The organism is Pseudoxanthomonas sp. LjRoot206, from assembly GCF_056175725.1.
In genome coordinates this window covers 231,509-248,169 of the sequence record NZ_JBGFFI010000004.1, presented here as the reverse complement: position 1 = coordinate 248,169, position 16,661 = coordinate 231,509, and the positions used below count along the sequence as shown (strand labels likewise).

Here is a 16,661-nt window from a genome sequence, read left to right as displayed (position 1 = left end):
TAGTTGTCCCGGGGCAATCGAGGGGTGGAACATGGCGAAGGTTATTGAGGCTGAGGCGAGCCCGGAGAAGAGGCTGTTCATATCGCTGCTCACCCGCGATATCCCGTTACTCGCGGCCTTCTTGGATCTAATCGACAATTCAATAAATGCGGCTGTCGAACCTTACGCAGACCGTCTGAAGACGGCCGAGGACTACGAAAGATTCCTCTTGGACGAAACGATAGAGCCGGGGGTTTCGATCGACTTGAACATCGGGCCAGACAAGGTCGAGATCAGCGATACCGCCGGTGGCATATCGGCAGACACGGCAGCGAAAGGCGTATTCAAGTTTGGACGATCTCTCAACGACGGAGAGTCATCGGATCGTCTTTCGGTGTACGGCATCGGTTTGAAGAGAGCAATCTTCAAGCTGGGTAACAAGATCGCTATGCGATCAGACCACAAGGACGGCGGCTTCGACATGAAGCTCGACGTCGAGGAGTGGTCTAGAAGCTCAGAGCTCCCTTGGACATTCAAGCTCATACCTCGCGCGCCTGAGCTAGACGAGGCGAAGACAGGAACTTTGATTAGAGTTGGAGAGCTACACCAGGACGCTCTGCGACGGATGACAGATGGTGTATTCGAGGGTCAACTTCGTGACGCGATTGCGAGAACATATGCATTCTACCTAGCCAAGCTGGTACGAATTTCGGTCAACGGCGTCGAGGTCGAAGGGCTGAACATTGAACTCGGCTCCAATCGCGAATCGAAGACAGAGAACTTCGGCAAGGTCACTTGCGCAATCTCGGCAGGGCTAGGTCTACCGCAGGCCGGAAGTTTCAGAGCTTCTGTCGCGGGCTGGTACGTGTTCTGCAACGGCCGCGGCGTGATCACCGCTGACAAGACGCCGCTCACCGGCTGGGGCAGTGGACTACCCACATTTCAACCCAAGCACAGGCCATTCTTGGGCATTGTCTTCTTCGTCTCAGAGAACCCGGAGGCGCTACCGTGGACAACGACGAAGGCCGCGATCGATGAGGATAGCTTGTTGTGGCAGCAGGCGAAGCGTCACATGGCATCGATAGGTCGTGTTGTCATTACTTTCCTTGATAGTCGGTACTCGGACGAAGGCACGGAGATCGCGCCGAAAGAGCTCGAAGAGGCGACCGGGCCAGAGAGACTTGGTGTCGTCGCTGCCGCTGTAAGTCAGGCCCGAGCTTTCACGCCTCCGAAGGCAAAAGTCTCCGACACCGTCAAAATCCAGTTTGACGCTCAAGTAACCGACGTCAAGCGAATTGCGAAGTATCTCAAGCGTCCGGGAATGTCTGCCTCGGATGCTGGCCGACACACATTTAGCTATTTCCTTCGCAACGAAGTCGGTGAATCCTGATGGCTAGGAGGAGGAATTCCACCGCGAAGTTCATCTCTTACGACTTGAGGCCCGCCAAGCAGTCTGAGAGGAGGATACTGATCGATGTTCTGAAGGTGGCGGGGGATTGCGGCCTGCCAGTGCGCCAGTATCGATACATCGGGATGGGGGCTAACCGCTTCTACGACTTCCTGCTGCTCCATAGATACCTCGGGGTACGAGACATGGTCAGTCTCGAACACGACCCGAAAATGTACGAGCGCGCAGTATTCAACGTGCCCTATAAATTCATTGATGTAAGAAACACGACAACTGTGGACTTTCTAGCTCAAGATAAGAAGGAGCGGGATGAGATCCTATGGCTGGATTACGACGGAGGAATTGGTCCCGAGGTCACCCAGGACATAGGCTCGATGGCAACCCGAGCGAAGTTGGGGGACTTCTGCTTCGTCACCGTTGGAGGACTAGTGCCGCCCGCCCTCGATGCAGGGAATGACGGTGATCGTCTTGTCTCCGTAAAGGATGTAATGGGTGATGTTGCCGGGTCCTTGACCGTGGACGACATGCAGGACTCCAGCTTTCCAGTTGCGGTTCACAAAATGCTTGTTGCTGCGTTCCGCAATGCGTTCGCTCCGCGCACAGATGGCAAGTTCATTTTGCTGCTTCAAGTTGTTTACAAAGACAGCATGGAGATGGTCACGGTAGGAGGCGCATTTGTCGCTGATGGTACTGCACTAGAATTGACCAAACGGCTCAAGGTGGCTTTGCCTTTCCTCACGGTGGGGAAAGAGGGCATGTATGCGATTCGCTCTTTCAACCTTACGGAACGAGAGCGGGGTCTCTTTGACCACGCAGCAACTGCGAAGTCTGCTCGATGTAGTGAGCGGAAAACATTGAAGAGGATGGGGTTTGGCGAAGATGACTTTGACGCCTACGATGACCTGATTCGCTACCTCCCGAGGTATGTGGAGACCGTTGTCTAGGTCATAGCGGGTAGGCGTAATGGAATCCACTGACGCACAGGCAACTCCTACACCTATTGCTCATGTCTGGCCGGCAACATGTTCGCCTGGGGTCGATGGTCGCCATTCGGGCGATCAGATCACCTACCTCATGGAGAGATATGAAACGAATCCCAGTGGGCGATGGCCATCCAAACTCAGGCTATCGCCAGTGCTTGAACTTACTCAACTCGGCCCAACAAACCAAAGCGGCGACGACGATGGCATCGACCTCATCTTTCGGAAGACCGTGAGTCTCAGACAAAGACCTAGAAATTCTCTTGGTCCGAGCTCCGGTCACCCGCCGACTGTTGGCGATGGCCTTGACAGCTTGCCTGAAAACCACACCAGCTGATGGCTGCAAGAAAAACTCATCTTGTTGAGCGAAAGCACGTTGGTAACGGGATCGAACACCTATATCGTCGAACGTTATCTCCACGTTAGTGCGGGCCGCCTCAACAAGAAGCTGTAGCGGAGGCAAGAAAATGTACCGGCACCTTCGATAGATCTTTGCTACGCAGCTATCAAAAGCCGCGACCCGCAGAACATGGTGTCGAGGGTGGGCGTCAATCTCCGTAAAGGCGGTGACACCGGGAAGGAGTGAAGGTGATGCAGCAGCTCTAGGATTCGTCAACAGCTCCACTGCCGAGACACCTTGAAAGGCCGCAAAGCCAATGATTATGTTTAGCCCGGCACGACTCTTCCTGCCTGCGAGCACGTCCGAGTAGGAAAGGCGTAGCTGTCTGGGTAGCAAGCTGGGGCGCTCAAGCCAACTGGCGATTCCTCTTACAAACTGAACGTACGCGTCATGCTCTATGGGCCTTTGACGGGGGACAGCACACAACTCAATCAGCTCCGTGACCTGCTTCTGAGCCCAGCTTGCGTAAACGGATGGCGTAAAAATCCTGCCCTGTCCACCCAAAGGGACGCCACAAGAGCTGCAGATTCGTCTCTCTTCGTACGACTTGGAGATCGCTTGCGGGGAGTCGCAAGACTCACAGGACGTCTCGAGTGCACAGAGGTGAATCGGGCAAAAAACGGATAGATTGACACGCCACAGGAGCGGCTCATATGAGGTCTGCTCATCCCACTCAAGGTAGCATTTAGGACACCACCTGTGCCGCGCGGATGACTTGTTGAGGGCTCTCGATGAGAGCACCGAGTTAAGGACAGAGAACGTACCGCAGCGAATACTCTCAACACCAGATAGCTGCTCCAGCCGAGATACCCGCTCCTCGAACAATCTTCCGGGTCCACAGAATCCACTGGTTCCAAGGCTGCTTCGTCTGCCATCACTTGGAAACAGGAGTCCGAGCTGAAACATTGTGATCCCGCTCGTCCAAGCGAGGCGACATGCGTAGTGCTCTGCGGACTCCACTAAGGACGTGCCAACACCCATGATGGGAAGCGGGGGAAGAGCCGTCCACTCGAATCTGTCTTGTGAGTTCATGGAAGCGCCGACGCCTGCGGCAAGCGGACAATCGCGCTACTCCCAAGAGGGTTCGCGCTCTGCTCCCTGGTAGCCATCAGGAGGACCGATCGGGTTTGTCGCTCGAAGGCAAGCTCCAACGGGATCTGACCAACGATGATCGCTGTGAGACATCCCCGGCGCACATTGCTTCTTCGAACGCTTCGATGTCCCGCCACATCGCCGCCAGATCCTTGTCAGACATATATGCTGCTTCGACGTGGCGCTTCAGAATTCTGCTTGAACCTTCGTCCTGAGCGCGGCGCTCGGCTCGAATGAGTAGTTCGAACAGCTGCCCAAATATTCCTCCTGTGGCAGCAAGAAGGTCGCTAGACATCCTGAGAAGCATGTCCCGCTGAGAAAACCGGAACTTTGATTCAAGCGACCTAAGCACCCTGAGAAAGGGTACCTTATCCGCTGGTCTTCGATCGCTGTAAGGTGGGGCCCAAACCACAACAACGCGTCGACGCAATTCCGAGTGCACGTTCCACAGGCGCGCCGCATCGTGGACACCAGTCATGATGAACATGATTCCGCACGACTCTGCCAGTGCCATCAGATGCAAAGTGTGATCTGCTGGAGACGTGTCCCTGTGGTTTTTAAGGAGAGCCGTGACCTGATCGATTGAGACGTACTTACATCCCCTCGCTATGAGACCTCGCCTGAGGGCGGACCACATCTCCCCTTCGGTACCCTTAAGTGGTCGGAGGTTGTCCCATAGTTCGTGGGTAATCTTCAGCTGCGATTGAATCTGAGACAACTTAGCAGCGGAAATCGAGCTGTCGCGAAGCAGCCACTCCAGCGAAGGATCATGGAGTTCTGATAAAAGCTCTCGAACAAAGTCCTTGGAACTGAAGTAGGACTGGTTCACCAAAAGCGCAAACTGTTCTATCGCAGGGATCTTGCCTCGCCCCCAGTAAGCAGGATCACCAAACATCTCCTGCATGACCGAAGTTCGCATTGTCGTCTTTCCAGCGCCAGACGGCCCTATCAAGAACACCATGTGTCCTGGCCGGTGGTCGTCAAGCGCTCTGCGAAGCTGAGCGCGAGAGTTCTCGTAGGCAAGATGGCGTAAGCAGTACATCAGAAGCTCTCCCGCTCTTCGAATGGGAGGACTTCAGCGTAGGAATCGAAAGACGTTGCCTCGGTGAAAGTGTCTTGAAGAGGCGTCTGCTCCTCACTTTCTGGCTTCAAGTGCTCTATTGCAGGCATAGCAAAAATGGCGTTCTGCATCCGGGTATGACGGCGTCTACTGAGGTCTTCGCGTTTCTCCCTCGCCTCCCGCCGCCTTGTCGGGGCGTAGAGAAGCTCGAAGAGCCGCTCCGAATCAGAAAGCACCGCCATGCTCTGCACTTTCTTGTGAAACGCTCTAAGCCACCGGTCTACAATCTTCACGTGAAGAATGCTCGGGTCGCAGCAGTCGCTACGGACCTCTTCCACCGCGTGTCCTCGCATGTGGAGCAGAAGTTCATCACTGGAGAACCAACCATCCGCTGTGCGAATGCCCCGCCGTGGATCTGGTTTCAAGCGCCTGGAAACACGCACAGAAGTCTGGATCAGCAGGTCATCATTGAATTCACAAGGAGCCCCGAGCTTGCCAAACATGGCAATCGATTCCTTTCTCTTCTCAATGGGCGAGAATCCATCAGACCTGGGAGTGGACGGCAGATCGCCGTAGATGTACGAGACAAAGTGATTGACAACCATGACGAAAGAGGTTTTCGCATTGCTGTAGCTCTTGAAGCGGCCGTCCACTTTACGGCCCTTCTGATCCGGAGCCGTGCTTCCGTCCAACTTGTGCGCAACCTGGTCGTTCACCTGCTTGATTGCATTCTCAGCCAATCCATTCCACGCGCTTGCTGCGGTAGGAGAGTGCCGCAAAGAAATGCGTCCCTCGGCGAACTCCTCCAGCCAGCGCGAAGTGTTCTCAGAACCCCTATCGAGATGGATCATTCTGGGGAGCATTCCATGTCGCCTGACATACTCGCGTATCAGCAGCGCTAGCCCGTCAGTTCGCGCAGCCCCAAATATGAGGGAATGCGCCATCGTGTCTCCCGTCGCACCATCGATGCCGATGTAGAACTTAGCCTTGATTGCGGGCATTCCATTCATCAGATTCGGAGCGCACCGAACATCTAGATCCGAAGAGTCGACGTGGAGGACCTGGCCGTAGCCGAGCGGGGGAAGGGATCGCATTCGCGGGTCTGTGCTGGGTCGAAGGGCGTGATATGCCCGGAATCCACCAGTTGAGAGGGCGCGGCGGAGGGGGCTCTGTTCACGTCTGAGCTCATCTAAGCGCCAACGGCCACAAGGCTCAATCCCTCGGCGCTCGCACTCGTCAAGAAACACCTGGTAGAGCTCGCCGGCGGACTGTACTTTGCCGGGCAGCCAGAAATCTCGCACGACATTCTCTATAGTCTGTTCCTGCTCCAAGTGGAGGCGCGATACGCGGTTTCCACTCTTGTAGTAGTGGGTCAAGCACGCCGCCAGAGCGGAACGGCCTTTAGCGACCTCCCTATCTACATGGGCGGCTAGATCTTGCATTCGTCTTGTCCATTGCAGTTCGCCTGCCGACATGAGTTTCAGTCGTGATAGACGTTCTCCGGCCTTGCGACGATCAGTTGGTGACGCAGAACTTAGTGGGTCTACGGTCTCTGGTTGCTGCATATGGATCCACGCGTGCTGCAGGAGGTTAGCGTCCTCCGAGCGCGCGTGGCGATGATCCAGGTAGAGGTTGAATCGATCTCCCAGAGAGATGGGAGTGCTCATCCACGGACCGAAGGCTTTGCCGTTCGCGAGCATCCAGAGCGCAAACCGATAATTGAATCCATCAATGAGCCTGCAGAGTTCGTCGATGCTCAGTGATGAACCTCGCAGTAGATCGCTTGCTTGGAAGGCAGCTAGGCTGCCCATCGGATCTAGTTGTGATCTGAGGAGCGAATAGCAGGCTTCGAGATTCTGCTGGTAAACCCCGGAAGGTTGAGGCGGAGACCACACGGAGAATGGAATTCCCAGCTCGTTCGCCAAATTCTCGTATGGAAGATATGTCCAGTGGTCGCCCGACGGCTCCCATCCTTGATCGATGCTTGCTCGCTCTTCGATCCAAGCAAGCGTTTTGCACTCGACGAGCTCCACCGTCTCGTGGCGAAAGACCAGGAAGTCAATGTTTGCGTTGGAAACGTGTTTGCGTCCAAGCGAGGTTCTTCTTTGCACCCCGCGGCACGGCACCTGTACTTCGTATCCCAGCACGTCGGGATCGAACTCGAGTTCGTATGCAAAGATCAGCTCGCACATATGGCTTTCGAGCACGCGAGAATCGCGGTTCTTCATCGACGCATGGCGAACGCGAACATTTGTGAGCGCTGCACCGCCCACCTTCCTTCTACCGCTGGTTGAAGCCATTACCTCCAACTGGCGAATGCTTCGGTCAGGCAGCCCCATGTGGGCGTAGATCTGCTGCCTAGCGACCTGATCAGCAGCGCCGACTTTGAAACCTTCGAACATGACGTATCCCTTCCCAGTCCAAGCCTACGGCGACGACGAGCCAAAAGCGCCCGTGCCAGGCCGAAGAGGCTTGACAGAATGGTCAAGAAGGGGGAGAGTTCGACAACGGCAGCACGCCTTTGCTTCACCCGGAAAGTCCCAGAGTTCGCGCTCGGGACTTTCTTTTTATCCGACCTCCGGCGGGAATCGAAGCCGAATCAGCTCATCGGGTCCTCCTGGGGATACGGGGCCTTTTGCCGAAGGTAGCCGCCCACGTCGCTTGCGTGAGCGAATAAGCCACGGCGGCCCTCCAGTTCAAAGAGAGGAAGCGGCAGGCGTCCAGTAGCACGTGCGCGTCGCAACGCCGCTGGCGTGGGAAACCCGAGAAGTTTGGCAAGGGATTTCACTGGCACGAATGCGCCGTAGGTTCTTGCGATCCAAGCACTGTCGAGCTCGTGGCTTAGTTGCTTCACGTGTCACCAAGTGGCGCCAGGTACGCCATCACCTTATGCTTGGTTGATCGGCTTTGCATCCAGCAAAAGTGGCCGAGGAATCGATACATTCATTGGAGGTCGCGATGGGCGATTTCTTCGAAGCAATGCGCGATATCGACTCACCCGGCGCAAAAATGGGCCGCCGCATCAGAAGCGGGCCAGAAGTGCTGCACTCAATGATCGTATGGGCCGCCTGGTGCGAGATTGAAGGTGGTGAAGCAGCGCTCTATGCGAAATATCGCAGCCGGCGTGACGGCGGTGATCATGATCTAGCTTTCCGAAGTGATGAGCTGGGCAGCTACAGGGCTGGTCGGCGAAGCCTGTCCGGAGAACGAAGGGCGGTGCTTGGACTGCGTTACCCATCACTGAGGCGCGTGATGGAGTGGCCGATGAAGCTCTTCGATATAGATTCTATGGATCAGAAGCCGGCACAGAAGTATCTGAAATCGAGCTTTGAGGAAGCATTCATCCGGCCTCGGCATGTATTCCCAGGCGATGAGGATGCGATAGGCGCGTTGAATCGACGGCCTGTTGGGTACCTTGACTTGGAACGTCTCTTCGAGCGTGGCGATGACTATGGATTCTTTACAATCCTAGCGGCGTTCCGGTTGTTTGGCTTTGAGAAGGAGCGCGATCAACAGTGGCACGCCGCAAAATACCTCATCAAGGCAGCTCCTGGCCTCTGTCGCTTAAGTTTCGTCAGGCCATTCTCGGAGTCGCTCATTGATCTGATTGATCATCTACTCGTCCTGCTACCGGATACGAGCTTTGTGTTGGAGATCGATCGTGAAGAGATGCGCCGACAGATATTCGCAGCCATGCATGAGCCGTGCCGCGATATGCGGCTTGCCTCTCTCGCTAAGGGGGCAAGGATTGAAGAACCGCCAGACCCCATTGTTCCCTACACATATCGAAGATGCCAGCCGGAGGAGCGGCCAATGCTTCTCGCTGGCTCGCGAGGGGCCTCTGTAAGCGAGCAATTGGAAGGGCTGTGAGTGTGCTCAGTCATCTGCCCTACTCTAAGCTTCACACTGAATTAGCAAGCCGTTGATCGCCGTTCCGCAAGCTTCAGTCTCGTGCGGCTACGGGGTCGCGATCATCTCGACGGGCGCAGATGGAGGACTTACGCATGGATATGCGTCTTGTGAAACTAATCTCGGACTATCAGAGAGCCGTGGGGAATGCGGTCAAGCTAATGTCTGACTCTGGCATCCGGCTGCCGTCTACTAACCGAGGGTGGTTTGAGTTACCCATCGCTGCCAATGGAGAGTTGAATGGAGGCGTCAAGTACGAGAAGCACGGCTCCGGATGCCTGGTTAAACTGCCGGGCGGAGATGTCGATTTCGACTTCGGTGAGCGAGGTGAGACCGACGAGTTTGATGAGTGGCGGTTATCAGAGTTTCGCCGGGCTAAATCCGATCCATATGGAATGGATGATGCAGAGCTTGCAGGTTTGTTCGACGAGGCGGTTCAGAAGAAGGTGTTGGTAAAAGCCGAAAGCAGAATGTACTTCGTTGCCGATTCAATGAGGTTACTTAGCGAGTCGGATGCTTGCATTTTGGCGGAGGGATGTCCGCTTCCGCACTATTCGAGGGATAGTGTGCAAAGGCTTAGCTCGCAGTGTTTCGATTCTGCGAATCTCATGCTTCGACATTTCATCCCTCTTGATGAGCTTTGGCGTAAGCAGAGAGGCCTCAGTTCTGGCAACGTAGTGAAGTTCAGGGTCTATCTGCTCTCTTGGCTCGGATATCTCCATACGACATCCGAGGGATTCAAGAGTCTAAGAGTGCGGCGTCTACTAAGGAGCAAGCGTCCGCCGGAGTTTGTTGAATTGATCTCTCAATGTGACGAGCTCGGGAGCTTGGAAAAGACGTACGCAGATGATCTCCGAATTCTAAGAAACGACACCTTTCATCTCCGCGTTGATGGGGAGTCTATAAAGCGGTTCTTCTCCGATGATGGTGAGCGACTTGACTGGGCAAGAAGGCTGCATGCCGCCTATGGCTCATTCTTCTCAAGCTACAGAATTCTTGCAGAAGTGCATTACTTTCATACTGGACGCTTTGGTGAAAGTCAGTTCAGGGCGGAACAGGAAGTACGTCGAAGGAGATGGAAAGCTGGCAAGTCTGACAACCTTGGCCGATAAGCTCCGGGCGAGCATGTCTTAGCTCGATCGAGAGGCCCGATTGCTTGTCACAGCCCCCGGCCAATGCGTTGCGCTCACCGGTCTGCACCAGTTGCGGACCACTTACTGCGGCCGTTCGTTTGGTCGATGTGGTAAACGCATTTAACTGACGCTCGAGCTCGGACTTCGCGTAGCTGCGAGTGGATTTCCGTAGCTGCGCTTACGCTCGTCGTTGCTCAAAAGTAAATACATGTATTTGACAGGCGGTTGGCCGGTCCGGTCTGGCTGGGGCGTTGGCTGAAGCAAATCTGATTAGACGGCGAGGGCGCTATGCACTTTCGGATTGTCTGCCTCGACATTCTGGGTCTCTTCCTGGCTGCTTGGCTTACGCCTGTGTCGGTCCTCGCTCAGGAAAGCGCTCCATTGGTCAGGGTTGTCGATGTTGTCGAATGGCCTACCGAAATGGGTGCAGGGGCGCCACTCCCTGACGGACCACTATCGTCCGCGCGGCAAACGTACCTGCCAGTGCTAGTGCCGGACCGCTTCTTGGAATTCAAGTCGCTCGATTTCGTGGGCGACCCGTTGTCGTACACCGCCTCAATCCTATCGACAAATGCGAAGCAGACTATTTCAGGAACCCGTGTATCGTTTACTGTTCCCCAAGAGCCTGGGCCGCTCCCTCAATCGTCAGTGCTCGATGTCGGCATAGCCGAGCAGTCAATATATGCGTCTTTCAAGCGTCACGGCGCCGCGTATATCATCACGGTGGAGTGTCGCACAGAGGAGGACAAGCGCTGCTCGGAAGAAGCTTACATTCGCGGCCTTGTAGACGAGCTTGCGATTGTTGGAGGAGCACGGGGCGAGCCCGACCACTCCTTGCTTCAGTTGGGCGCTGGTGCGCCACTGCCAGTAGGTCGACCGGCGGATAGTCAGTTTACATTTCGCCCCCCAGGTGAGCTTGTTCAAGGTAGTGGGACGGGAGTCACCAGCTCAGCGATTCACGCTGCAGGCATTCGCTTTCCTGTCGAGCGCCCCAAGGCATACTTGAACTCCCAGGTGTACGGTATTGGTGGAAACAAGGGACCGCCGGGGAGTTGGAAGGATGTAGGCAACTATGCATACCCATGGCGAGACAACTTCTGTGAGATACGCAGTCGTGCGACGCCAGCTTGTCCAAGTGGCTCCGGTCATCAGGGCGTCGACATCCGGCCCGGGGGACCAGAAGATCAGAAGTATTGGGCGGTAGCGGCTGAAGATGGAAAGATAACTAGTGTGGGGCTGTACTCGGTCTATCTGACGGCCAGTTCCGGCATTCAGTATCGCTACTTGCATTTGGAGATGGCTCGCCTTTCCGTCAAACAGGGCGACGTCATTGAGCGCGGCCAACGTATTGGCCTCATCTCCAACGACTTCGGTGGCACCCCGACTCCTGTGCATCTGCATTTCGAGATACTGCAGAATGTGAAGGGACGGGGCCTGGTTCATGTGCCGCCGTACTCATCACTTGTTAAAGCGTATCAGTCGTTCGACTGAAGTTTCTAACATGCGACGGCTCGCATTGATGATCTGCCTCGTTGCATTCGTACCCTTCTCCGGGAGCACTCCTGTCGAAGAGGGTCCGCTGAAAGATGGGCGCTCTTCCGTCATGGATGTGCCTGCGAAGAACCGGGAAGAGTCGGCCATACCTCTTGCACAGAATGTGTCACCTAAGCGTTCCTCAGGAATTCTTCCACTAAGCCCAGAGTCCTACGTCGATAAATCCCGAATATGGAAGCGTAAACCCATTCCGGTTTGCTGGGAGACAAGTGCACTTTCATTCTCTGATGAGGTGGCTTGGGTCGAGTTCGCCGTCCACGAGGTCATAGAAAAAGCATCTTCTGTCCGCTTCATCGGCATACCGAGCTCTCCCACGCGCTGGCCAACATGCAGCGAAGGGTCAATTGGTATACGCATAGGTGTTTCGACCAGCCAACCGCGCAGCGAAGTGGGGCAGCAATGGGCGGTTGACAGCGAGGGCACTCGGGTAGAGAAGCCGACACGAATGCGATTGAACTTCGGTACAGGAAGATATAAGTCCGTCTGTGAGGGACAGCGAAGGGAGTGCATAGCGTACATCGCCGTCCACGAGTTCGCGCATGCCATTGGATTTCTACACGAGCATCTGCGGGAAGATGCCCCGTCGGTCTGTAAAGAGAATTTTAAGCATGACCCCGACGATCCGGGATACGAACCTGTTCGGGTATCCATGCAGTTTGACCATCAGAGCATTACGAACTACTGCCGTGCAGTATTTCAGCGACCCATGCCACCGACGAAGCTGAGCAACTACGACATCCTCGCTATAAATCACTTCTATCCAAAGTACTGATAGGACAGGAGGAAGTAATGCGCCATATCTTAGCCATCCTTGTTCTCCTGCTCGCAGGTATCGCAAGAGCGGCTCCAGCAGATGAGCCTCTGCCGTGGACGCAGGAGCGCATTGCGGCAGTGGTGAGGGTGGAAGTCACATATCCCGGTTACGAAAAACCCGGCGTTAGCACTGGCTTTATTGTCGCGACGCCGGGGCGCTACTACGCTGTGGTATCGACACATGGACTTCACAATGAGACACCGCGTGACTTAACGTTCAAACAGCCGGGTGAGAGCGGTCCTGACACACAGTGCTTGCCATTGGAGGGCATGATGTCGCTGGTGCTCAAGCGCGGGGATCTCGCCAATGACGTGCTTCAGCATGACAACTGCGCAATCCATCGCGAGCGCGACATCTCATTGATCCCCCTCGCGATGCGTCCGGGGGGATACCCTTCACTCCGCATTGTTGCCCGCGCGCTCCGTAAACGGGATCGTGTCTATCTAGCTGGGTATGCCAATGGCTGGGCCTCTCTCGACACGATTGGTAGTGGCCTCGTAGGTCAGTTCACGGACCCACCAGATGAGCTTGGAATCGCGCACATACCCTCGGCTCCAGGGATGAGTGGCGGGCCGTACCTCTGGGAGGATGGTAACGTCGTGGGATTCCATCGCGGCGGACTTCCCTTTAGTCCTATGTATGCCCACTTCACTCGGGTAGAAAAGGCGAAGGGCACATTGGAGTCGGTAGTTGGTGCGATTGATGTTGTAGCAGATCCGCAGCCGACCCCGCCTCCATCTGTCGATCGCATCATTCGAGACCTAAGTGTCGGCGATCTCCAAGCATTGGCCTTCGTGGCAATGCCAAGCCGCGTTCCCGCATGGCAGGAGCTCAGGGGAAGGAAGGTGACTGCGGAGGAACGGCGACTTATCGCAAATCTTCCACAGAGAGCCGCAACGGAGGAGGAGCGCGTCACCTCACAGATTGTGCAGGCGGTTACATCGAGAAGCCGCGGAGAGATCGCGCAGGTACTTCGTAGCAGCGCGGTTCGAGAGAGGTCGTACTGCTGGGAAGGGGATGTGCGAATCACGCAGGGTCTCCTTACTTGTGATGACAGGTCGATGTTTCTAAGCGGTGCGAAGTACAAGAACGCAATATCACCGAACCTGATTGTTATCCACTACACAGCCACGACCAACCTGGACCAAGTTGTCAAGCTAATGACTCGAGGCGGTCGGAGGACATCAACGCACTTTGTCATCGACCGAGATGGATCCATTGTGCAGATGGTCCCGACATCTATGGCTGCTCGGCATGCGGGTCCGTCGGTATGGCGTGGATCTGGTCGGATTGATGAGCGCTCAATTTCGATTCAGCTCGTTGGTGCTGGTGAGCTGTATCGCAGGCCAGATGGGTTGTATGGCAACTCCGTAGATGACGTGAGGCATCCCGAGAATGAGGTGGTAGTCATTGGTGAAGGCAAAGGTGCTCGATACTGGCATCGATTCACGACTGAGCAGATGCTGTCGATCGAGTCGCTCTCGAGAGCGATCACTTCAGCCCATTCGATTGACGATATCGTCGGACATTGCAGCATATCTTCGCGACAGCGTGCTGATCCAGGACCGGCTTTTCCGTTGAGAGCCTTCGGAGAGGCGATTCTGGGTCATGGAGTAGATGACTGTGAATCAGGCGGGCGGAAGTAGCTTGAGAATGAACACTTCTGGGGATAACGTGATGCGCCAATCAGTTTCCACAATCCTGCTACTCCTCCTCGTGGGTTGCGCCTCCGTGCCCGCTTCTCCGACCGTCATGAAGGCCACCGGTCCCTACCAGCCGCCAGGTATAAGCGGTGGCCTCGTTGATAGATTTATCAGCTCTGCGAGAGATGCTAGCGTTGATAATCCAGGCCAGGCCAAGCTCAATGCAATGCTGGGTGACGGCCTTGGGCTGGTGTATGCGCATTGCAGTGACTTCTTCCGGGAGTCCGGTACCCGACAGGAGCGTCTGCTGATTGCGCGTGATGTCGTGACTACGCTCGGAACACTCGCCGGCACGGCGCTGGCGATCGGAAACCGAAGTGGTAGAAATGATGCGGATTCGCTTGCGCTAATCGCTTTCGGTACGTCGAGTGCCATGGCTGGGATCGATGTCTACACGCAGCGATACCTTTTTGGTGCTGACAACATTGACGCAGTAAGGGAGCTAACATTGAACGCATTGGTGGCCCATGCGGACAGTGCCCGTGCACTGCGTCCTTCGACCTATCAGTCTGTAACGCTCCATATTCTCGACAATCAGGCGATATGCACCCCGCGCAGAATCGCTCTCCTGGCACGTCAGGCAATTCAAGCCGGCACCGTGGTCTCGACGACAACTGGGGCAGAGAGTAGTGAGGCACTTGCGAGACTCGGTAGGGTTCAAGACTTGAGGATCCTAAAAGAGCTCGGAGGTCTGCTGAACCCGCCCGGTTCTGTCAGTGTCGAACAGGCAGGCGCCATGTACTGGCTCTTCTATGGTTCTGCAAGTAGCAATGAGAGATCGAATCTGATCAGGTCGGCACTTAAGGACTTGCCGGACGCCGGAAACCCCTTCGATTCCACTGGTCAACTCAAGAGCCCTATCCCTCATCAAGCGGCTATTCAATCAGCGATCATGTCTCTTAGATCGGAGACTCGCGCGAGGTTTGACGAGCAAATAAAGGCCATCCGCGAGAATCTACTTGCCGGTGGCGCGGGTGCTCCCCCAGCAGGTGAGCTGTTTGAGCTTGCGCCTGAATCAGAACCTGTAGCAGGCTCGAGGGTTTCGATAAGCGTTCAGTGAGAGTGTATTCGCTGCTCAATGTTTGGCTGTCAAATGGGTGAAGTGAAATGTGACAACGCCCTCGGGTATGGTGGGGACCGAGGGAAGCGCCGGTCTGGACAGGTTGAACTGCGCCTTACCCGGCGACTGAGCGCTGATTTCGGCGCGACGTCGCCCGCCTATCGGCTTGTCCGCGTCTAGGGGGACAACGAGTCTCTAACGGTCGAGCTGACGCTATGTGCACATCAGTCCCGCTCGTCCTCTGGGATCGTGCGTGATCGGAGTATCCGCCCTGACCCCTACAAAGCGTGCGGCGCGAAGCGGCGTTCCGCTGACACTCTCTGTCAAGGGTCGCCGGCAAAAGGGTGCGCAGTTCAGGCCCTACGTGCTGCGATAGAACTCATTTATTGACTCGATAGCGCACTCCGCTCCCTTAGACGAGCGAGCGTATCTGCGGATGCTCTCTTCAAGAGATGAGCGATCCGTTATAGAAAGCGCTTCGCGCTCTGCCAGAAGTTCGTCGATCCGGACTTCAATTTCTGCGACAGCTGTGGTTGAGCTGAGCCGGCTGCGCTCCTCACGCCTTTGCTGTGAAAGTCGACCTATCTGGCTTGAGATTAGATGCCGGGCCAAGTCATAGAGATCAGCGTGTGTGGGCGGAATCACTCGGGAACATCCGTACGGCTAGATCGGCTAATTGTAGTCCTGAGCGGAGTGCTGTTCGCTGGGGATTCTTCGATGTGTATCAACTATGCCGTTCCTGACGCACAAACTATGCCATTCAGCTCATGAGTGCGCATCAAGGCGGCGAGCGCAACGCGTGTCCGCTTCCGTGCTAGCGACACGAATGGAAGGACGAGCGGAAGGAGTTCGCGGCGCGGTCAACCGCGCGGGTTTTTTCGGAGCGTCAGGAGAGCGCGATGATGGAAGAACGTAGCTGGGGAGAAGCGCTGGATGATGAGCGCACGGACAAGACCGATACGACCGCCGCAGGGCGACTCGATGAGGCGCGCTGGCGTGCGATCGTGGCGACCTTGCCACCGCTCGTGCGTGCGCGCGCCGTCAATGGCGTAAGAACCCGGGCATTCCTCGAGGCGGTGCTGTGGATTGCGGTCACACGGCAACCGTGGGGCAGACTGCCGCGGGCCTGGGGGCCTTGGCACAGCGTCTATGTGCGGTTTACCCGCTGGGCACAGGACGGCATCTGGGACGAAGTGATCGCCTCGCTGCAATCGCAGGTCGATATCGCCGAACCCCTCAAACGACTCGTCAACGACTATCGGATGTCGCGTCATCCAGCATCGATCGCACGACGTGCGGCGCCCCGATTCACGCCCTTCTGACCGTCATCGGCCCCGGGCCTCGTGGCTCATCGACCAACAGTTGAGCGAATGCCCAACGAGAACAGCGTCGTCGTCATCGAAACCACGGGCCATCAGATGGCCGACATCACGCTCATCGTCCACGGCGACGATGAGCGATCAACACATCATATCCACCGCATCTGTCTCAACGCGCTGCGTGGCGCCATCGAGACGATCAGGTTGCCCGAGAGCGAGCCGAAGAACGCAGACGAAAGCGCGCACTGAG

At 56.0% G+C, this 16,661-nt stretch carries 12 protein-coding genes; 9 read left to right on the top strand and 3 right to left on the bottom strand.

Going from position 1 to position 16,661, the window contains the following annotated elements; all coding sequences use genetic code 11:
- Positions 1–31: 31 nt before the first annotated feature.
- Both AC04MD_RS14155 and AC04MD_RS14150 read left to right on the top strand, forming a co-directional pair.
- A complete protein-coding gene (locus tag AC04MD_RS14155; protein ID WP_475497913.1) occupies positions 32–1,369 on the top strand; it encodes an ATP-binding protein in 1,338 nt (445 codons plus the stop codon).
- Positions 1,369–2,331 carry an O-methyltransferase gene (locus AC04MD_RS14150; RefSeq protein ID WP_475497912.1) on the top strand — a complete coding sequence of 321 codons (963 nt, stop codon included), beginning with the start codon at positions 1,369–1,371 and terminating at the stop codon, positions 2,329–2,331. The genes AC04MD_RS14155 and AC04MD_RS14150 overlap by 1 nt, the downstream gene beginning before the upstream one ends.
- A 181-nt stretch (positions 2,332–2,512) precedes the next feature.
- Here AC04MD_RS14150 and AC04MD_RS14145 read toward each other — a convergent pair whose 3' ends face one another.
- From AC04MD_RS14145 to AC04MD_RS14135, 3 genes are all read right to left on the bottom strand, one after another.
- Entirely contained in the window at positions 2,513–3,748 is a 1,236-nt protein-coding gene (locus tag AC04MD_RS14145; RefSeq protein ID WP_475498172.1) for a TniQ family protein, read from the bottom strand.
- Positions 3,749–3,875: 127 nt separating this feature from the next.
- On the bottom strand, positions 3,876–4,901 hold the full coding sequence (locus tag AC04MD_RS14140; RefSeq protein ID WP_475497911.1) for an ATP-binding protein: 1,026 nt from the start codon (positions 4,899–4,901) through the stop codon (positions 3,876–3,878).
- Positions 4,901–7,321 (bottom strand): integrase catalytic domain-containing protein, encoded by a 2,421-nt coding sequence (locus AC04MD_RS14135; RefSeq protein WP_475497910.1) that lies wholly within the window; start codon positions 7,319–7,321, stop codon positions 4,901–4,903. The genes AC04MD_RS14140 and AC04MD_RS14135 overlap by 1 nt, the downstream gene beginning before the upstream one ends.
- 556 nt (positions 7,322–7,877) lie before the next feature.
- On the opposite strand from AC04MD_RS14135, the gene AC04MD_RS14130 reads away from it, so the two are divergent.
- From AC04MD_RS14130 to AC04MD_RS14100, 7 genes are all read left to right on the top strand, one after another.
- The gene (locus tag AC04MD_RS14130; RefSeq protein ID WP_475497909.1) at positions 7,878–8,789 is read left to right on the top strand and encodes a hypothetical protein; all 912 of its coding nucleotides are present in this window, start codon (positions 7,878–7,880) and stop codon (positions 8,787–8,789) included.
- 134 nt (positions 8,790–8,923) lie between these two features.
- A complete protein-coding gene (locus tag AC04MD_RS14125; protein WP_475497908.1) occupies positions 8,924–9,940 on the top strand; it encodes a DUF6896 domain-containing protein in 1,017 nt (338 codons plus the stop codon).
- Between the two features lie 525 nt (positions 9,941–10,465).
- Complete coding sequence (locus tag AC04MD_RS14120) at positions 10,466–11,452, top strand: M23 family metallopeptidase (RefSeq protein WP_475497907.1); 987 nt, start codon at positions 10,466–10,468, stop codon at positions 11,450–11,452.
- A gap of 852 nt (positions 11,453–12,304) precedes the next feature.
- Entirely contained in the window at positions 12,305–13,975 is a 1,671-nt protein-coding gene (locus tag AC04MD_RS14115; protein ID WP_475497906.1) for an N-acetylmuramoyl-L-alanine amidase, read from the top strand.
- Between the two features lie 31 nt (positions 13,976–14,006).
- A complete protein-coding gene (locus tag AC04MD_RS14110; protein ID WP_475497905.1) occupies positions 14,007–15,092 on the top strand; it encodes a hypothetical protein in 1,086 nt (361 codons plus the stop codon).
- An 899-nt stretch (positions 15,093–15,991) separates the two neighbouring features.
- Complete coding sequence (locus tag AC04MD_RS14105) at positions 15,992–16,414, top strand: transposase (RefSeq protein WP_475497904.1); 423 nt, start codon at positions 15,992–15,994, stop codon at positions 16,412–16,414.
- A gap of 48 nt (positions 16,415–16,462) precedes the next feature.
- Positions 16,463–16,660 (top strand): hypothetical protein, encoded by a 198-nt coding sequence (locus AC04MD_RS14100; protein ID WP_475497903.1) that lies wholly within the window; start codon positions 16,463–16,465, stop codon positions 16,658–16,660.
- Position 16,661 lies beyond the last annotated feature (1 nt).